Source organism: Bartonella sp. AP280QHHD (genome assembly GCF_042196125.1).
GTDB lineage: Bacteria > Pseudomonadota > Alphaproteobacteria > Rhizobiales > Rhizobiaceae > Bartonella.
In genome coordinates, this window is record NZ_JBHIPQ010000028.1 from 1 (window position 1) to 17,191 (window position 17,191).

At 37.5% G+C, this 17,191-nt stretch carries 13 protein-coding genes, 1 tRNA gene and 1 pseudogene; 9 read left to right on the forward strand and 6 right to left on the reverse strand.

From position 1 onward, the window contains the following. Positions 1-170: 170 nt before the first annotated feature. The 4 genes and pseudogenes from ACFIMK_RS03385 to ACFIMK_RS03400 form a co-directional block, all read right to left on the reverse strand. Positions 171-260: transfer RNA gene (locus ACFIMK_RS03385), tRNA-Ser, on the reverse strand. 936 nt (positions 261-1,196) lie between these two features. Next, a pseudogene (locus ACFIMK_RS03390) lies at positions 1,197-2,082 on the reverse strand (tyrosine-type recombinase/integrase). A 7-nt stretch (positions 2,083-2,089) separates the two neighbouring features. After that, a complete protein-coding gene (locus ACFIMK_RS03395; RefSeq protein ID WP_375632587.1) occupies positions 2,090-2,308 on the reverse strand; it encodes a hypothetical protein in 219 nt (72 codons plus the stop codon). 77 nt (positions 2,309-2,385) lie between these two features. Further along, positions 2,386-2,739 carry a hypothetical protein gene (locus ACFIMK_RS03400; protein ID WP_375638805.1) on the reverse strand — a complete coding sequence of 118 codons (354 nt, stop codon included), beginning with the start codon at positions 2,737-2,739 and terminating at the stop codon, positions 2,386-2,388. Positions 2,740-3,125: 386 nt separating this feature from the next. Here ACFIMK_RS03400 and ACFIMK_RS03405 point away from each other — a divergent pair, with 386 nt between their 5' ends. The 3 genes from ACFIMK_RS03405 to ACFIMK_RS03415 all read left to right on the forward strand — a co-directional run bounded on the left by ACFIMK_RS03405 (position 3,126) and on the right by ACFIMK_RS03415 (position 8,786). Beyond that, positions 3,126-4,952 (forward strand): outer membrane beta-barrel protein, encoded by a 1,827-nt coding sequence (locus ACFIMK_RS03405; RefSeq protein ID WP_375682875.1) that lies wholly within the window; start codon positions 3,126-3,128, stop codon positions 4,950-4,952. Positions 4,953-5,201: 249 nt separating this feature from the next. Next, a complete protein-coding gene (gene ileS / locus ACFIMK_RS03410; protein WP_375629739.1) occupies positions 5,202-8,117 on the forward strand; it encodes an isoleucine--tRNA ligase in 2,916 nt (971 codons plus the stop codon). A gap of 177 nt (positions 8,118-8,294) precedes the next feature. Next, positions 8,295-8,786, forward strand: coding sequence for a hypothetical protein (locus ACFIMK_RS03415; protein WP_375612104.1), 492 nt, complete (start codon positions 8,295-8,297; stop codon positions 8,784-8,786). A 650-nt stretch (positions 8,787-9,436) separates the two neighbouring features. Here ACFIMK_RS03415 and ACFIMK_RS03420 read toward each other — a convergent pair. Next, positions 9,437-9,883, reverse strand: a complete 447-nt coding sequence (locus ACFIMK_RS03420; RefSeq protein ID WP_273790416.1) for a nucleoside deaminase — start codon at positions 9,881-9,883, stop codon at positions 9,437-9,439. 269 nt (positions 9,884-10,152) lie between these two features. Between ACFIMK_RS03420 and ACFIMK_RS03425 the strand changes: the two genes are divergently transcribed. The 6 genes from ACFIMK_RS03425 to ACFIMK_RS03450 all read left to right on the forward strand — a co-directional run bounded on the left by ACFIMK_RS03425 (position 10,153) and on the right by ACFIMK_RS03450 (position 16,701). Next, entirely contained in the window at positions 10,153-11,553 is a 1,401-nt protein-coding gene (locus tag ACFIMK_RS03425) for a pseudouridine synthase (RefSeq protein ID WP_375675112.1), read from the forward strand. Then, entirely contained in the window at positions 11,534-12,100 is a 567-nt protein-coding gene (rsmD, locus tag ACFIMK_RS03430; protein ID WP_375612106.1) for a 16S rRNA (guanine(966)-N(2))-methyltransferase RsmD, read from the forward strand. The genes ACFIMK_RS03425 and rsmD overlap by 20 nt, the downstream gene beginning before the upstream one ends. A 543-nt stretch (positions 12,101-12,643) precedes the next feature. Further along, the gene (locus tag ACFIMK_RS03435) at positions 12,644-13,093 is read left to right on the forward strand and encodes a hypothetical protein (RefSeq protein ID WP_375629733.1); all 450 of its coding nucleotides are present in this window, start codon (positions 12,644-12,646) and stop codon (positions 13,091-13,093) included. A 1,191-nt stretch (positions 13,094-14,284) separates the two neighbouring features. Then, the gene (locus ACFIMK_RS03440) at positions 14,285-15,616 is read left to right on the forward strand and encodes a TldD/PmbA family protein (RefSeq protein WP_375612375.1); all 1,332 of its coding nucleotides are present in this window, start codon (positions 14,285-14,287) and stop codon (positions 15,614-15,616) included. Beyond that, the gene (locus ACFIMK_RS03445; RefSeq protein ID WP_375682563.1) at positions 15,603-16,409 is read left to right on the forward strand and encodes a 3'(2'),5'-bisphosphate nucleotidase CysQ; all 807 of its coding nucleotides are present in this window, start codon (positions 15,603-15,605) and stop codon (positions 16,407-16,409) included. The genes ACFIMK_RS03440 and ACFIMK_RS03445 overlap by 14 nt, the downstream gene beginning before the upstream one ends. A gap of 46 nt (positions 16,410-16,455) precedes the next feature. Then, entirely contained in the window at positions 16,456-16,701 is a 246-nt protein-coding gene (locus tag ACFIMK_RS03450) for a DUF4170 domain-containing protein (protein ID WP_375612377.1), read from the forward strand. A 277-nt stretch (positions 16,702-16,978) separates the two neighbouring features. On the opposite strand, the gene ACFIMK_RS03455 is transcribed toward ACFIMK_RS03450, so the two are convergent. Beyond that, a partial coding sequence (locus tag ACFIMK_RS03455) for a tyrosine-type recombinase/integrase (RefSeq protein ID WP_375682876.1) occupies positions 16,979-17,191 on the reverse strand: 213 nt, incomplete at its 5' end.

The window sequence follows — 17,191 nt, forward strand, 5'->3', positions numbered from 1 at the left end:
ACCCCTTAAAAACTCTTTGAGAAAAAATAAATTGGTACAAAACCTAGTGTCAAAATATACAAAACCTGCTGGCAAGCTACAGGCAAGCTACAGTCAAAATATACAAAACCTGCTGGCAAGCTACAGCTACACACATGAAATCAATAAGTTATAGCACCATAAAAGTGCTGTGGCGGAGGGGGTGGGATTCGAACCCACGGTACAGTCTCCTGCACGCCGGTTTTCAAGACCGGTGCCTTAAACCGCTCGGCCACCCCTCCAAACTAGATATGCTTTTTGACAAATTTCTTGTAAAAGGTCAATCATTTTAATACGCATTTTAAAGCGTTCTTTGTAAAACTATTTAAGTTTCAATTAAAATAATTCTTCATAAGTTAATTCTTTGAGTGTGTTATCTAAGAGTTTCATTTTTAAACATGATAGTTTTTTCTGAAAAATGAAAGGTAATTATGATATTTATCATTTTTTTCCTGTTTAAAAATTTTTTACAAAGCAATATTTTTTAAGTTCTAATGGTCGTTTTCGTAATAATAAGAAATGTTCAGTTGAAAATGTTTGATAAATTATATTAAATTTCGGTCGTGTATTTTTAAATTATTTTACCTTTCCAGATATTTATTCTATTTAGATCGGTCATATCTGCGAAAAGAAAATGTTATTGCTTTGACAGTTTATGAGAGATAAATTTGTAAGAATGACATATATATTCAAGCAAAATTTTTATTGAGTTTAAATAAGTACAATTCAATAAGAAAGCTCTTTAAAAGATTTTTATTTTTTAAATAAAAATATTCAGATATTTAATGCGTCTAAAGGGTATCTTGGAGGAAAGGGCTGATTTACACTATTTGAATAAAACGTTGTATAAGATTTGCATCGACAGTTTAAAACCTTTTCCAGATATGACTGAAAATTAGGTATATTTATAATGCTTTTTTCTTTAGGATAAGCAAAAAGGTAATTTGAATGGAAGAAAAGATTATTGAACGCTTAGATCAATAAATAGTTTGTTAAGGTCTTGCATAGTTTTTCAAGAATAGAACTTAAAAACGCTAAATTATGCAGAGGCAAAGAGCATAAACTTTAACAGACAAGGTTTTAAAAGCCGTTTCATTCACAAGTATGTGTAAAATAAAATATTTATGTCTAATATGAGAGAATAGGTTGTTCCTGATTCTATTGAGTTTTATTTGCCTCTATTCCTCATCTTTTTGAAGCTTTTTTATGGCTTCAAGAGCAAGTTTTTACGGTCTGCGCTCTTTGTGTAAAGAGATGCCATAGTGTCGTCTGTCCAGCCAAAAATTGCTTTGAGTTGCGAGACTGTTGCACCGAAATTAGCAGCGCGTGTTGCTGCTAATTTTCTTAAACCATGCGCGCGCTGATTTTTTAATGCCTACTGTATTACAAGCCTATCTAAATGTATCGCCAAAGCTTTCTTTGGAGAGTTTTTGATTAACTTGACCACAAATGAATGTTTCTTCTCCAATAGGACCAATTTAAAGGGTTTTGGCTAGTTCAGACAAAATTGGCAGAAAAACATCTGTTTGGAATTTACTTTTTTCTGTTTTGACTGGAAATCCGTCTTCGTTTTTGAGAGGAGGTCTTTTGATTCCTAAAGCTGGATTATTTTCCAAAAGACCCTGTTCAATGGCCCATTTAAAAAGTCCGTTTAGACCTTTCAGAAAGTCTCTAGCCATTCCAAGTGTTTATTTACGATGTTCAACACCGGCTATAATATGTTTCTTTTCGATTGCTTGGTATGAAATGTGACCTATAGAATCACACACCTTCATCAGGATGAGTTCTTTTTGTGACTTTAGAGAAGCTATGCCAATTGATACTGTTAAAATACTGTTTAAGTAGCCATGCAAATAACCTTTCAACAAGTTTACCGGTTTTGGATTTTGGAAGTATAAGCCCTTGTAATTCAGCAAGCGCACTTTGGTAGTTGTCAACAAACTCTTGCGTTCCATAGGTTCCACGTACTCTAATGCGTTGACCACGACCAATACGCACATACCATATAATTTTACCATGGCGTGTGATTTCTTTGACAAGATGAGGGGGGCGTGGTTTTGGCATAGCAACTTCACATCTTAGAGAGTGAAGATTCATAATCTTCATTCGTTGACAAATCTAATAACTTTTTTGGAAGACTAGCTTGGTTTGGTATTGGGATGTCTGCTTTAAGATAAATAAGCAGTTCACCTGTAGGCTTTATTTCTATTAATTCACACCCTTGTTTTTTAGCTTCTCGTACAGCACGAGCAATAGCTGGTTGCGTAATAGTAGGTGGACGGTGTCCCATGTTTGTTCGCCTTGATTTTAGATGTAATTCACATGTGGCGTGAATCACGCTGGTGTAAAAAGGTTAGTTTTTTGGTGTTAGAAAGGAATGTCGTCTTTTGTTGAAGGGACGCCGTTCTGGGCGGTCATAGTTTTGTTACAAGCTTCTGAATTATCATAAATTTTTGCGTTTCCAAAAATCTGTGCATTATAAGCAACTTGTGCGTTATCAAAAATCTTAGCGCTATCGTAAATATTGGTAAAGGAATACGCCTTGGCATCATTATAAATCCAACAATCGTTTTCATGACTTAAACTGTCTTCATCCTCTGTAAAGCTGTCAAGATTACCTGCCTTTTCATCTCTAAAGTCTCTCAATTCATGGATACGGTAAAGCGTAATGTATCCATCAAACTCTATTGTTTCATCAGTCAAGTCGTATTTTTTCCCCATGATTTATTTCCTTGATTTGGCACAATCCACCCGTAGCGTGAATCATGCATTACTTAAAAGTTGTTAGGAATGAGTAGGGGTGTGCTAGGTGACATATGGACACTCCCATTTTTTAAAAATATGCAAATTTATTTTTTAGATGTGCTTAATTTCATAATTCCAATCAGGCAATTGAGTGAGAGCTAATGCGAGTTGTCCTCTATGACACATGCATACATTGGCTTCAAAACAGGTGATTGCAACGCGCTTTTTGTTTAAAAAAATTTGATATAATTTGTTTATTGCACAAAAATTCTTTATTTTTTTGTGAGTGTGTCATTTTTGCTACAGATATTTCAGAAAAGATGCTCTATATGAATTTCATTTTGGATATTTGGAGAGATTTTATGAATACAAAACGTTTAATAACAGCGTCTATTTTTTCTTTAATTTCAGCGTCTACAGCACTAGCTGCTGATGTTATGATTCCTCATCAGCCAGCATCATCGACTGCTTCTACCATTGTTGCACCTACTTTTTCATGGACAGGTCTTTATTTAGGTGTCCAAGCTGGTGGTTTTTCGAGCAAAGCTGATATGGCTCTTGTTGGTCAAGAAAAGAGTTTACCACTGGATAAAGAGTTCTCTCCTAAACTTTCAGGTTTTGCAGGTGGTTTTTATGCAGGTTCTAATATTGATCTCGGTGACAACTTTATTTTTGGTATCGATACGGATTTAATGATATCTGGAAAAAAGCACACAAAGACCATTACCATAGGTGCAGCTGATAACACTACAGTAGAAAATGCAGTCGTAAGATCTCGCAGATCCGCAGAAGGTGTAACCACAACAGGAACACCAGTGTCACCAGTAGCAGGAACCTTAACGTCAAATACACCAATACAATCAACTGTCCAAGCGCAATCTACGCGGGAAAATTTAAATCAACAACCAAATCCAGGCGTAAGCCAATCAGGGAAAACAGCAACAACTGGCAATCCTAATGCTACAACAGTAAAAGAAACAGTGAAAGTGGAAGGAAAAACATTAGGAGTTTCAAACCCAACATCAGCATCGTTAGCTGGACAACGAGGGTCCTCTAAGCCAGTGACAAAACCACAAACAGGCGCAGAAACAGCAACAGTTTCTACATCTAAACAACCCTCCTCCAGCACAGAGACAAGAACACTGGTCCAGTCAGAGCTTTCGTTAGGAAGATCAGATACAGGAAACCAATCATCAAGAGTTGAGACAAAAAGAGCAGATGCGTCTGCAAAATCTGCAGAAACAACATCTATATTAGCGGGATCTTCACAAGTACAATCCATCTCAGCCACACCAGCAGTACAGTCAGCGGTGGCGGTACCTGCAAAATCATCAGCGGTGGCGGTACCTGCAAAATCAGTTGTAACAAAACTAACATTCTCTACCCCATCAACAGGAACAGAAGCAAGTCAGCCAGCAGTAAAAGTACCTACACCGGTACAATCTGTATCACAACCATCAGCAGTAGAAAGAACAGTACCGAGTTCATCACTTGTACTCGCGAGATCAGGATCATCCAATGGTTCAGAAACAAAAGTTTCTAATGGAACAAGCGGAGCCCAACAGGGAGGTCATCATAGTTCTTCCCATAGTAGTGGAAATGCTAATGCACATGGTGCACCTCATGCAGGTGGGCATAGCTCTGGTGCTCATCCGAATGGTACTAATCCACATGCTTCTCGTTCTCATGGTGGACAGAATATGTCTGGACACGGTGCACAAAGTACACAAGCGGTGGATAAGAACGCTTCCAGTGTATATGGTATAGAACAAATAAAAAAGATGGCTTCTGAACTTGGTCTTGATCAAGAGGATGCAGTTGAAACTTTAAGTCATACTTTCAAACAAAATTGGGGTGGTGCTACACGGGTACGTATTGGTTTTGCTGCTGATCGCTTTATGCCTTATCTTGCTGGTGGTATTGCTTATGGGCAATTCCAAGACACTGTATCAATATCTGTTAAGGATGAGGATGGAAGAGTCGTTTCTTCTAAGAACTTAGCTGATGAAACAAAAACCATGATTGGTTACACACTTGGTGGTGGCGTTGATTTCTCGCTTCTAGATAATGTGATTGTACGTGCAGAATATCGTTACTCTGATTTTGGTAAAAAGAAATTTGCAAAGGAAAAACTTGAAGTTAACTACAAAACCAATGATTTCCGTGTTGGTGTAGCTTATAAATTCTAATTTTTTAAAGAGTAAATTTCTAAGAGGCTCCACTGTCAGTGGAGCCTTTATTTTTTTTTAAGATCACTTTTTGGTTTCTTTTCTTGTGAATTTCATGATAAAGCCCATAGAGTGTGATGATATATTTTCCTGATCGCTGCTTAATACGAATGATAAGCTCGGCTTTCCCTATAGATAAAAACCAGAGTTGCAGGGTTCAGGGAAGTTATGCAAAAATGAAATCGTAAAAGTGGACAGGGATATTTCACAATGGCTGTGAAAAATGAAACAATAGATTATTCAAAAACTCTTTATCTCCCACAGACAAATTTTCCTATGCGTGCAGGGCTTCCGCAAAAAGAGCTTGAATTGATGGCGCGTTGGGAAAATATGGGGCTTTATGCGCAATTGCGTCAACAAGCAAAAGATCGTCCATTTTATATTCTTCATGATGGTCCGCCTTATGCAAATGGTCATATTCATATCGGGCATGCTTTAAATAAAGTTCTAAAGGATGTGGTTGTTCGTTCATTCCAAATGCGCGGTTTTAATGCAAATTATGTACCTGGTTGGGATTGCCATGGGCTTCCAATTGAATGGAAAATTGAAGAAAAATATCGAGCACAAGGAAAAAATAAGGATGAGGTACCTCTTAACGAGTTTCGTCAAGAATGCCGTGAATTTGCACAGCATTGGGTAACTATTCAAAGTGAAGAATTTAAACGCCTTGGTGTTGTGGGAGATTTTAACACGCCTTATACTACAATGGCTTTTCATGCAGAAGCACGCATTGCCAGTGAATTGATAAAATTTGCTATGTCAGATCAGATTTATCGTGGTTCCAAGCCAGTGATGTGGTCTGTTGTGGAACGTACGGCTTTGGCAGAGGCTGAGATTGAATATCATGATCATGAATCAGAGGTGCTTTGGGTTAAGTTTCCTGTTTTTGAAGCAAATTCTGATGATTTATATGGTGCTCATGTCGTCATTTGGACAACAACACCGTGGACGATTCCAAGCAATCGTGCAGTGAGTTATTCTTCGCAAATTTCTTATAGTATTTACGAAGTTGAAAGTGCTGAAAATGATTTTGGTCCTCAAGTGGGAGAAAAGCTTCTCTTTGCAGACGCTTTAGCGATGAGTTGTGGAGAAAAAGCCAAACTTGTTTTGAAGCATTTGCGTGTTATTTCTTCTGAAGAGTTGAAAGCTCTTGTTCTTTCTCATCCACTCAAAGGTTTAGCTGGAGGGTATAATTATAAAATTCCATTGCTTGATGGTTCGCACGTAACAGAGAGTGCTGGTACAGGTTTTGTCCATACAGCACCAAGCCATGGGCGTGAGGACTTTGAAATTTGGAATGATTATAAGTCCTTACTGGAGCAAGCGGGGATTGATTCATCTATACCGTTTCCTGTTGATGATGCAGGGTTCTATACGAAAGATGTTCCAGGTTTAGGACCAGATCGTGAAGGAGGACCTGCACGTGTTATTGATGATAATGGAAAAATGGGTGATGCCAATAAAGAGGTCATTAATGCTTTAATTAAAGCAGATCGATTGTTTGCACGGGGGCGTTTAAAGCATTCCTATCCCCATAGTTGGCGTTCAAAAAAACCCGTTATTTTTCGCAATACACCGCAATGGTTTATTTCAATGGATAAAGATTTTGGGGATGGTTCAACTTTACGTAGTCGGGCTTTGGAAGCTGTTTCAAAAACGCGTTTTGTGCCATCTTCTGGACAAAACCGCCTAGCTTCTATGATAGAAGATCGTCCTGATTGGGTTCTTTCTCGTCAGCGTTCTTGGGGTGTTCCTATTTGTATTTTTGCAAATGAGGATGGTGTTATTCTAAAAGATGAAGGTGTGAACGAGCGTATTTTACGGGCTTTTGAAGCAGAAGGGGCAGATGCATGGTTTGCTGAAGGAGCACGTGAACGTTTTTTAGGTGAGCGTGCACATGAGCCTTGGGTACAGGTTTATGATATTTTGGATGTTTGGTTTGATTCTGGAGCCAGCCATAGCTTTGTGTTAGAAGATCGGGCTGATTTGAAATGGCCTGCTGATGTTTATTTTGAAGGTTCAGATCAGCATCGCGGATGGTTCCAATCTTCTCTTTTGGAAAGCTGTGGTACGCGTGCTTGTTCTCCCTATAAGTCCGTGATCACACACGGTTTTACTTTGGATGAGAATGGTAAGAAAATGTCTAAATCTTTAGGCAATACGGTTGTTCCGCAAGAAATCATTAAAACATCTGGAGCTGATATTTTTCGTCTCTGGGTTATGACAGCCGATTATTGGGAAGATCAGCGTTTAGGCAAAAAAATACTTCAAACAAATGTGGATTCATATCGTAAACTACGCAATGCAATTCGTTGGATGCTAGGAACTTTAGCACATGATGATGGAGAAGAAGTATCTTATGGTGCACTGCCGGATCTTGAAAAATTTATATTGCATAGGCTTTTTGAACTTGATCAGTTGATTAATCGCGCTTACGATGAATTTGATTTTAAAAAGATTATGCGTGCATTATTGGATTTTTCAATCATTGAGTTATCGGCATTTTATTTTGATATCCGCAAGGATTCTCTTTATTGTGATGCGCCTTCATCAAAAAAACGCAAGGCCTCCTTGCAGGTTGTCCGTGAGATTTTTGAGCGTATGGTCACATGGCTTGCTCCAATGTTACCTTTTACTATGGAAGAAGCTTGGTTAGAGCGTTATCCAGGAAGCCAATCGGTGCATTTGGAACAATTTCGCTCTGTACCAGAAGAATGGCAAAACCAATCTTTGGCTGAGCGTTGGAAAAAAATTCGGCAGGTCCGTAAAGTTGTGACAGGTGCTTTAGAGCTTGAACGTGCTAATAAGCGTATTGGATCCTCTTTGGAAGCTGCGCCTATTGTTTTTATTTCCAATCTGGTTTTACGAGAGGCATTAGAAAATGTGGATATGGCGGAGATCTGTATTACCAGTGCGCTCACAATTACGCAGGACACGATACCTTCTGATGCTTTTACTTTGAATGATGTTGAAGGTGTTGGTGTATATCCAGAGAAGGCATTAGGAAAAAAATGTGCTCGATCATGGCGTTATACACAAGATGTTGGAAGTGATCCAGCTTATCCGGATGTATCTGCTCGTGATGCAGCTGCTTTGCGGGAATTGCAGATTCTTGGCAAGATTTAAAGTTTTAGATCAAAGGAAAGAAATGCAAGTAAATTTCTCATATTGATGAATATAGTTTTTTGTGGTACGAAAAAAATTCCGTTGTTTTATCTGCAGGGGGGAAATTTGTGTATGGACCGTTCTCTCATAAATAACGGGAATATTAATCAGCCATACACCTAGGAAATGGAATAGGCAGTGAGAAAACGTGAAATAAAAATATTTCCAATAGGAATTTTAGGGATGTGCTTTGTTTTAACGGGATGCAATTTATCCGCTCCTACCTATGGTACCAATAAACCAGTTTCAATACAGTTTTTTGAAGATGTTGCTAATATCACTTCATTAACACCAACAAATAACAGCAGCCAGATTGTTATGAAACCTCATCCAAAACTTGTAATACCAAGCCCTAGTTCACGCAGATTTTTGCCGGTACCACAACAAGATAGATCTGTCAATGAAATGGCAGCATCGAAGAAGCATCAAGGAAATACTCCTTTTCCTCACAAAGGATCGTCAGTTAATGGCGTTGGTTCAGAAAATCCTTCACAGTTGAATGCGAAGCAACGACAGGAATATTTACGTCGTCAGAGAGCACAAGTTGGAAGTTCAAAATACCGTCGCTATCTCACTGAACCACCTTTAAGTTATCGCCAACCGGCAAAAACCGCACCTATTGGTCGATAGGGAAAAGACAAAACATTTAAAGTAAAGTATTTTTCCAATTACTTATGATACCAAGCTCTCATTCGCGCGCAGTTATAATGCTGCTGTAGGAGGGGGGTATTCTCATGAAATAGCAATATGACAACAGCATCGAGAGATTCCTTATGCGTTTCCTTAACACGAAACATTTCTCAAGCTCATTTTACAACATTGCTCATGTGGCTAGTATAACGTAAAATCTATTGTGCTCCAATACTTTATGCTTAGGAAGGAGAAAGTGGATACCATCATTTTATTTTACAGACTCCAATGTTGCGATAATTTTTGCATTTGAGAGCTTTCATAAGAGACATTTTTAGTCTTTTCTAAAACGTTCTTTATCCAGACGATAATTCCGCTTATGATGTGCAAGAAAGTGATTTTTACTGTTTCAATGTAATTTGAAATGAGAGCATATCTACGATATTTTGGACTTTATATTTTATATACAAAATAATGAATTATTCTTTTGAATGAATGTACCATCTAATAGAAACAATATGCAGAATTAAAAGAGAGAAAAAATGCTTCGAAATAGCTTTTGCTATATATATATATCAGAAGAATTAACAGTCTTTTTTGAGAAGTAGGATAGTTTTTAAAGAGTGAAAGTTATGGAAGAAGAATTATTTTTAGTATCGCTTTTGTACAAAAAAGTCTTTAAGTAATTGAGCTGCTTCTTTTTCCTTGAAACCAGAATAAATCTCAGGTTTGTGATGGCAGGTTGGTTGCTGATAAAAACGTGGGCCATTTTCTATAGCACCTCCTTTGGGATCATTTGTTGCATAATAGAGACGTCGTATGCGTGCAAATGAAATGGCAGCGGCACACATAGCACAAGGTTCAAGTGTTACATAAAGATCGCAATCAGGAAGCCTTTCGTTTTGCAATGTTTCGCAAGCCATACGGATTGCGCGTATTTCTGCGTGTCCTGTAGGGTCATATGCAGATTTTATAAAGTTACCAGCGCGTGCAATGATAGCTTTTCCACGTGTAATGACAGCACCTACGGGAACTTCATCTTTTTTTGCAGCCTCTTGCGCTTCTAAAAGGGCTATTTCCATGGGCGTCAAAGTCATAATATTCTTTCTACTGAAGGTATAGAAAATCTAAAGGTTATCTCGATAAGGAATGCTATGGAATGAATAATTTATTACGCTTTTATAATGAAAAGAATACCTCTATTTTTTAAAGAGTTTAAAACAAACTTGCAAGTCGACAGATACATTATTGTCGTTAAAGGATAGAAAATGATAAATGATTATGCTACTTCCTTTTTCAGGATAAGCGGTATGGTGCATGTGAATAATTTTCTGAACATACTTGCAAAGATTGGTTTGAAACGCAAATGAATGAAAATAATGAGAGTGAACGAATTGCTAAAAGGTTAGCGCGTGCTGGTATTGCTTCGCGTCGAGATGCAGAAATGATGATTGTTGCAGGTCGTATTTCTGTGAATGGTAAAGTCGTGACAACGCCTGCTTTTAATGTTAGCCGCTCTGATGTTATTAAAGTTGATGGCAAACCTTTACCTCCTATAGAACGAACGCGTTTATGGCTTTACTATAAGCCAGCAGGTCTTGTCACCACGAACCGTGATCCTGAAGGCAGACCTACAGTCTTTAGTAATTTACCAAAAGGAATGCCGCGTGTTCTTTCTGTTGGAAGGCTTGACATTAACACGGAAGGGCTTTTGCTTTTAACCAATGATGGTGGCTTAGCGCGTGTATTAGAGCTTCCTGTAACGGGGTGGGTCCGCAAATATCGTGTCCGTGCTCATGGAAGAGTCAAGCAGAGCGCGTTGGATAACCTTAAAAATGGTATTGCGATTAATGGTATTTTTTATGGTTCGATTGAAGCATCAATTGAACGCGAACAAGGGTCGAATGTATGGCTTTCTGTCGCTTTGCGAGAAGGAAAAAATCGTGAAATAAAGAATGTTTTAGGGGCATTGGGATTATCAGTTAATCGATTAATACGTGTATCTTATGGTCCATTTCATCTCTCTGATTTAGAAGAAGGAGCCGTGCAAGAGTTAAAAGGGCGGATGTTACGAGATCAGTTGGGGGAGCGTTTAATTATGCAAGCCAATGCAGATTTTGATGCTCCTATTCTTAAGCCATTTTCAAATTCTGCAGTTGTTGCAGAAAAGCAAAGCCAGAAAGATCTTTCTGTTGCAAATGATGGTTGGGTTTTCTCAAGTGAAAGGGCGATACGACGCCGACCAAGAGATGGTTCTGTTGAACATAGTCGCGCACGATTAAGTACAAAGTCTCATGAGAATGTAAAGAAGGAGAAAAGTGAAGAAGGAAAAGCAGAGCGTTTTCTACCGCGTTCTCGCCGTGCTAATGTTTGGATGGCTCCTGGTGCACGTCCGCAAAGTGCACGTAGAAAGCCTTCCTATAGTGAGGAGAAATCGCATGATCATAAGAGCGATTTGGATGGTAGAAAGTCCTTTCATCGAGGCAAGGAAAAACTAAAAGAAAATCCGTCATACAAAGAGAAGAGGGAAAGTTTTGTTCAAAAACATGGCAAAATATCTTATGACGAGACGCATCCCTTTGGTAAGAAAGATCGCTTTTTAAAGGATAAAGAGAAAATGATAAAAGGTGGTCATGATGAGCATTCTTTTGAGAGAAAGAAAAAGGTAAAATCGTTTGGTGGTGCTATGAAAAAATCTAAACCACATAGGGACGGTGCAAAAACTTCGAAGCGATTTGGAGGTCCACGTGCGGATCATAGGCGGTAAATTTGCTGGGCGTGTTTTGTTTTCGCCTGTTAATCAGTCGATTCGCCCAACGAGTGATCGTACACGTGAAAGCCTTTTTAATATTCTTTCTAGCCGTGAAGAAGAGTTTTGGACCAATAAACGCATTCTTGATCTTTTTGCTGGTACTGGTGCTTTAGGCATCGAAGCACTTTCGCGTGGAGCAAAGGCGGCTGTTTTTGTTGAAAACTCGGTTGAGGGGCGTGGGTTGCTTCAAAAAAATATAGAAGCCTTTGAATTACAGTCGATAGGACGGATTTTGCGTCGTGATGCGACCAAACTTGGCAATATTGGCACAATGCTGCCATTTGATGTTATCTGCGCTGATCCTCCCTATAGCCGTTGTTTAGGTGAACGTGCTTTTGTAGAAGCTTTGCGAGGAGGGTGGGCAAAAGCTGATACACTCTTCATACTTGAAGAAAAGAAAGATACAATGATTTATTTACCTGACGTCTTTTATCTAGACGATGAGCGTTTTTATGGTGAGACAGCAATACGTCTCTATAAATTACGATCGCTTACATCTTGAGAAAGTTCTTGTTTTTATCCGATAGGATGAAAAAATGCTTTTTCACAGTTTTCTTCATTTTATATGGTTTTTAAAAGGTTAAGCAGAAAATCAATAAAAGATTCTAATGTTAAAGGAATTGATGAATTTTTATTAGCTTTAATACAGAAGGATGTTTTTTCTCCAATAGGATATATATTCCTCGATAATAGTTATGATCTTTTTTATCTAATTTCTTTCTGCCATACCTTAATCATCACATTTCATCAGCAGTTGAAAGCTTTAAGCTATGCAGTCTGCATTGATATCTTATATGATGCGTAACTTCTATTTTTGCTATTGTCTAAACTTAAAAAAGATATTTTGTTTAGTATTGAAAATATTGTTCATTTATCCTGAATACTTGTGTGTTTAGTTTAGTAATATCGCTTGTTGAGTTAGTCATTACATATTAAGTAAATCTGAGAGTATTAAGTATCTTATCGTTGTGCAGCTTTAAGGATACTTTTTTATATTATTCTTTATCACTAAAGATAAGTAATTTGTAAAAAAGGGGAGATTATCGTGTTTAATTGGATATATAGTGAAGAGATTAGTACAGAAGCAAGTGCTGAGCAAATTTGGGCTATATGGGAAGATGTGGCATCATGGCCTTGCTGGGATAGTGAACTTGAGTGGGTAGAACTTTCTGGTCCTTTCAAAGAAGGCGCTATAGGACGCATGAAACCTAAAAAGGGACCTACAGTAACTTTTACACTTGATAAAGTTATAAAAAATGTTTGTTTTTCTGATTATGCTAAACTTCCTTTTACACGTATGAGTTTTAATCATGAATATATTTGTTCAACAAAATCGGGTTCTTCAAATAACAAAATTCGTCATACTGTAACCATGTCTGGTTTATTTTCTCCTTTCTTTGGAATGATTATTGGGTCAAAAATTAAGTTACATCTTCGCGATGCAATGATTGAAATGAGCAGACGTGCTCTTACTGAAAACAAAAGCATTTTGTAAGGGGGTGCATTTATAAAGAAGTTAATACCTTAAAAAAGGTGCAGAACTCTTAGCCTTGTTAGAATGAAATCAGTTATGAGTATATAGCAAATTGATGAGCTATGATTTGGTTTTAGTTAGCTGTTGAAATCGTGTCAAAGCATCTTACGGGATTAATTTTGCGCTAAAAATCTTATGAAATTCATTGAATTTTTTTATATATAAAAGCTTATAAGATGCTCTCTTCATTGAAAATGAGAAAGGTTCAGAAGTTCATTACTTCTCTTATGATGTAGGTCCATATCGTCATAATATTTGCCTGTTTCTAATGTTGCAATATTTTTTGCATTTAAAATCTTCATAAGAGGCATTTTGATTTCTTCTTAAATAGTTTTCATTCATAGGCCCCTTACTTATGATTTGCTCGCAAATAGTTGTGATTGACTCAACATGAATAGGTTCGAAACAGAGAGAATTTTATGATATTAGGCTTTTTTATACAAATTACAAAACAATAAATTATAAGTATAAATCAAACTGTTAATTTTATTGAAAGATTACAAGATAATTTCTTGATTACTTTTAAATATAAAAATGAGTTCTTTATGATATTACGTCCATTAGGGTAAAGAAGTTTATGACTGCTCATTTTGTTGAAACCATAATAGAAGGAAATATTTTTTACTCTGTTTAAGTTTTGTTTCATTTACAAGAGTGCCGTCTCATTATGAGAGAGTTTATAGAAGCAAAGAAGTGTATACAAATATAAGGTATTTTCTTGATTCTTGCTTGGAAATTAAAGAATGCTATAGGAAAGATATGAGATAAGTTTTTTACTACCCAGAGGAAGGAAGACCTGTGATTTAGATCATTTTATGCTTTTCGAATTTTTGAGGATTTTGGCTTAAATTCAAGTGTTATAGCTAAGACTTTTGTTAATTGCCAATTGTTCTGTTGATTTGATTGTCAGTGGAGATTTGGCTCCTAAAATGATAAGGGCCCATGAGAAATCTTGAAACTAAAGAGATTTTACGGCATATTACGTTTTTTCATAAAGAAGCTAAAAGGGAAATGATTTAATGCATTAAAAGAAAAAGAATGCATGAATGTGCATAATCTTATGAATCAATACACAAGAGTTATATTCTGATTTGTATAAATTTGTCAGAATGCTTATCAATGTAAATAATAAAATATTTTAGGGAGTCTATAATGACTGACAAAAACCAGATTGAGAAAGCTGTTTCGCTGGTTGAAGCAGCAAAGCGTTCTGGGGCAGATGCTGCTGATGCTGTTATTGTTCATGCTCATTCTACCAGTGTATCAGTTCGTTTTGGGAAAGTCGAATCGACAGAAGCAGCAGAGAGCAATGATTTTACTCTAAGGGTTTTTGTTGGAAAAAAAGTAGCAAGTGTTTCTGCTAATTTAGGATCTTATCCGCAAGAACTTGCGGAACGTGCTGTTGCGATGGCTAAAGCTTCTCCCGATAGTTTATTTGAAGGTTTGGCAGATAAAGAGTGTTTGGTTAAGTATCCTAAAGATCTTGATCTTTTTGATGATTTTGTACCCAGCAGTCATTTTTTAACAGAAGATGCTTTAAAAACGGAGGCAGCAGCTCTTGATGTTAAAGGTGTAAGCAATTCTGGTGGCGCTGCAACAGCTTATGGCCGTAGTGGGTTTATTCTTGTGACCAGCGATGGTTTTTGTGGAGCCTATCGCTCAAGTTGTTTTTCACGTTCTTGTAGTGCTCTTGCAGGTGAAGGAACACAGATGGAGCGGGATTATGATTATACAACAGCCTTACATTTTTCTGATTTAGAGGCAGCAGAAACTGTGGGAAAGAATGCAGGGCTTGGTGCTGTTCGACGTTTGGGTGCAGTTCGTGCGGCGACTGGGAGCGTTGATGTTATTTTTAATCCGCGTACGGCTCGTGGAATTGCAGGGCATATCGCATCTATGGTCAATGGAGCCTCTGTGGCTCGAAAAACGAGTCTTTTACAGAATTTCCTAGGCAAGGAAGTGATGAAGCCTAATGTTAATGTAACCGATCAACCTTTGCGATTACGTGGAAATGCTTCTCATCCTTTTGATGGAGAAGGGGTAGAGGGGCAAACACTCAATATTATTGAAAATGGTATTTTAAAAAATTGGCTTCTTTCATCATCTACAGCACGTGAATTGGGACTTAAAACAAATGGACACGGTATGCGTTCGGCATCATTAGTGCAGCCGACCAGTACAAATTTTGCTATTGAACCGGGTTTAGTATCACCTTGCGATATGATAAAAGATTTGCGAAATGGATTTTATGTGACCGAATTATTCGGTCATGGCATTGATTTTATTACTGGTCAGTATAGTCGTGGGGCTTCCGGTTTTTGGATTGAAAATGGTGAAATTGCTTATCCGGTAAGTGAAGTAACGCTAGGTTCTGATTTGCTTCATATGTTAGCACATTTAACACCTGCCAATGATATTGATCGGCGTTATAGTACAGCTGCTCCAACATTGTTAATTGAAGGGATGACACTTGCAGGAAAATAACACGCATCATTCTTCTGATTTAAATCTTTTGCGTGATGTTTGTCGAGAGGCAGGAGATTTAGCAATGCGGTATTTTGGATGCACGTTGGATGTCTGGATTAAAGAAGGTAATTCCCCGGTTAGTGAAGCAGATTTTGCTGTTGATCATTTCTTGAAAGAGAGGCTTCTTGGAGCTCGTCCAAATTATGGATGGATTTCAGAAGAAACAAAAGATAATCGAGAAGAACAAGATTATTATGAGCGCTCTTTTGTTGTTGATCCTATTGATGGAACGCGTGGTTTTCTTTCTGGCAATCCTTATTGGTGTATTTCGGTTGCCATTATTGAGAATGGGCGTCCTATTGTGGGCGTTCTACAATGTCCGGCTCAAGGAGATGTTTATACAGCTGTAACAGGTGGAGGGGCAACATTAAATGGGATAAAACTTCCTCGTTTAGCCTTTGAGGTTCATCGAAAATATAAAATTTCACTTGATAAATCGCTCGCACAAAAATTACCAGATGATTTTCTCAATCAAGTCAGTCTTTACCATTATCTTCCTTCTCTTGCTTATCGTATTGTTCTTGTTGCTCAAGATGAAATTGATATCGTATTAGTTCGTCCAAATTGTCATGAATGGGATATTGCCGCTGCTGATCTTATTTTGCAGGAGTGTGGAGGGTGTTTTTTATCGCTTGATGCCCCTTTACTATCTTATGGAATTGAACCTTACCAGTATGGACTTTTAATTGCTGGTAAAAATAATTGCTGTCAAGATATGATAGATGTTGTTCGTCAAACAAAGTTAGTTTAATCACGTAAAAGCGCGCTAAGATAATCTAAATGATATGGAGGCACATATGACTGAAACCAAAGAAAAAAAACAATATTTACATCTTGTATTTGGTGGGGAATTAAAAAATCTTAACAGTAATCAATTTAAGAATCCTGATGAGTTAGATGTGGTTGGTATTTTCTCAGATTATCAATCTGCTCAAGAAGCATGGCAGGCAAAAGCACAAAGCAGTGTAGATAATGCATTACAACGTTATTACATTGTAGATTTGCATCAGTTTCTTGATGCTGAGTTAGGCGATGCAGAATAAAGCTTGAATATTTGGTCATTATAACCTGTAGATTGCTTCATGCTTTTGTTTAGTCGTCCTTTTCATAGGTACGTTCTTCGGGTAAAATAGAATGCCGTAAAAAAGAATATGCTTGTTGTTTAAAATTCATATGTTTTTTTAAGAAACATCTCCCAAAGCACCCAAGCCCATTTCATAATAGTGTCCGTGCAAGGCAAATAAAAAGCAAGTAAAATAAAATAGTTATGTCTAATATAAGGGAATAGGTGAATCTTGATTCTATTGAGTTTTTTTGCCTCTATCCCTCATCTTTTTGAAGCTTTTTTATGGCTTCAAGAGCTAGTCTTTTACGATCTGCGCTCTTTGTGTAAAGAGATGCCATAGCATCATTTGTCCAGCCAAAAATTGCTTTGAGTTGTGATACTGTTGTTCCAGAATTAGCTGCACGTGTTGCGGCTAATTTTCTTAATCCATGCGCCGATTTTTTAATTCCAGCCGCATTACAAGCGTC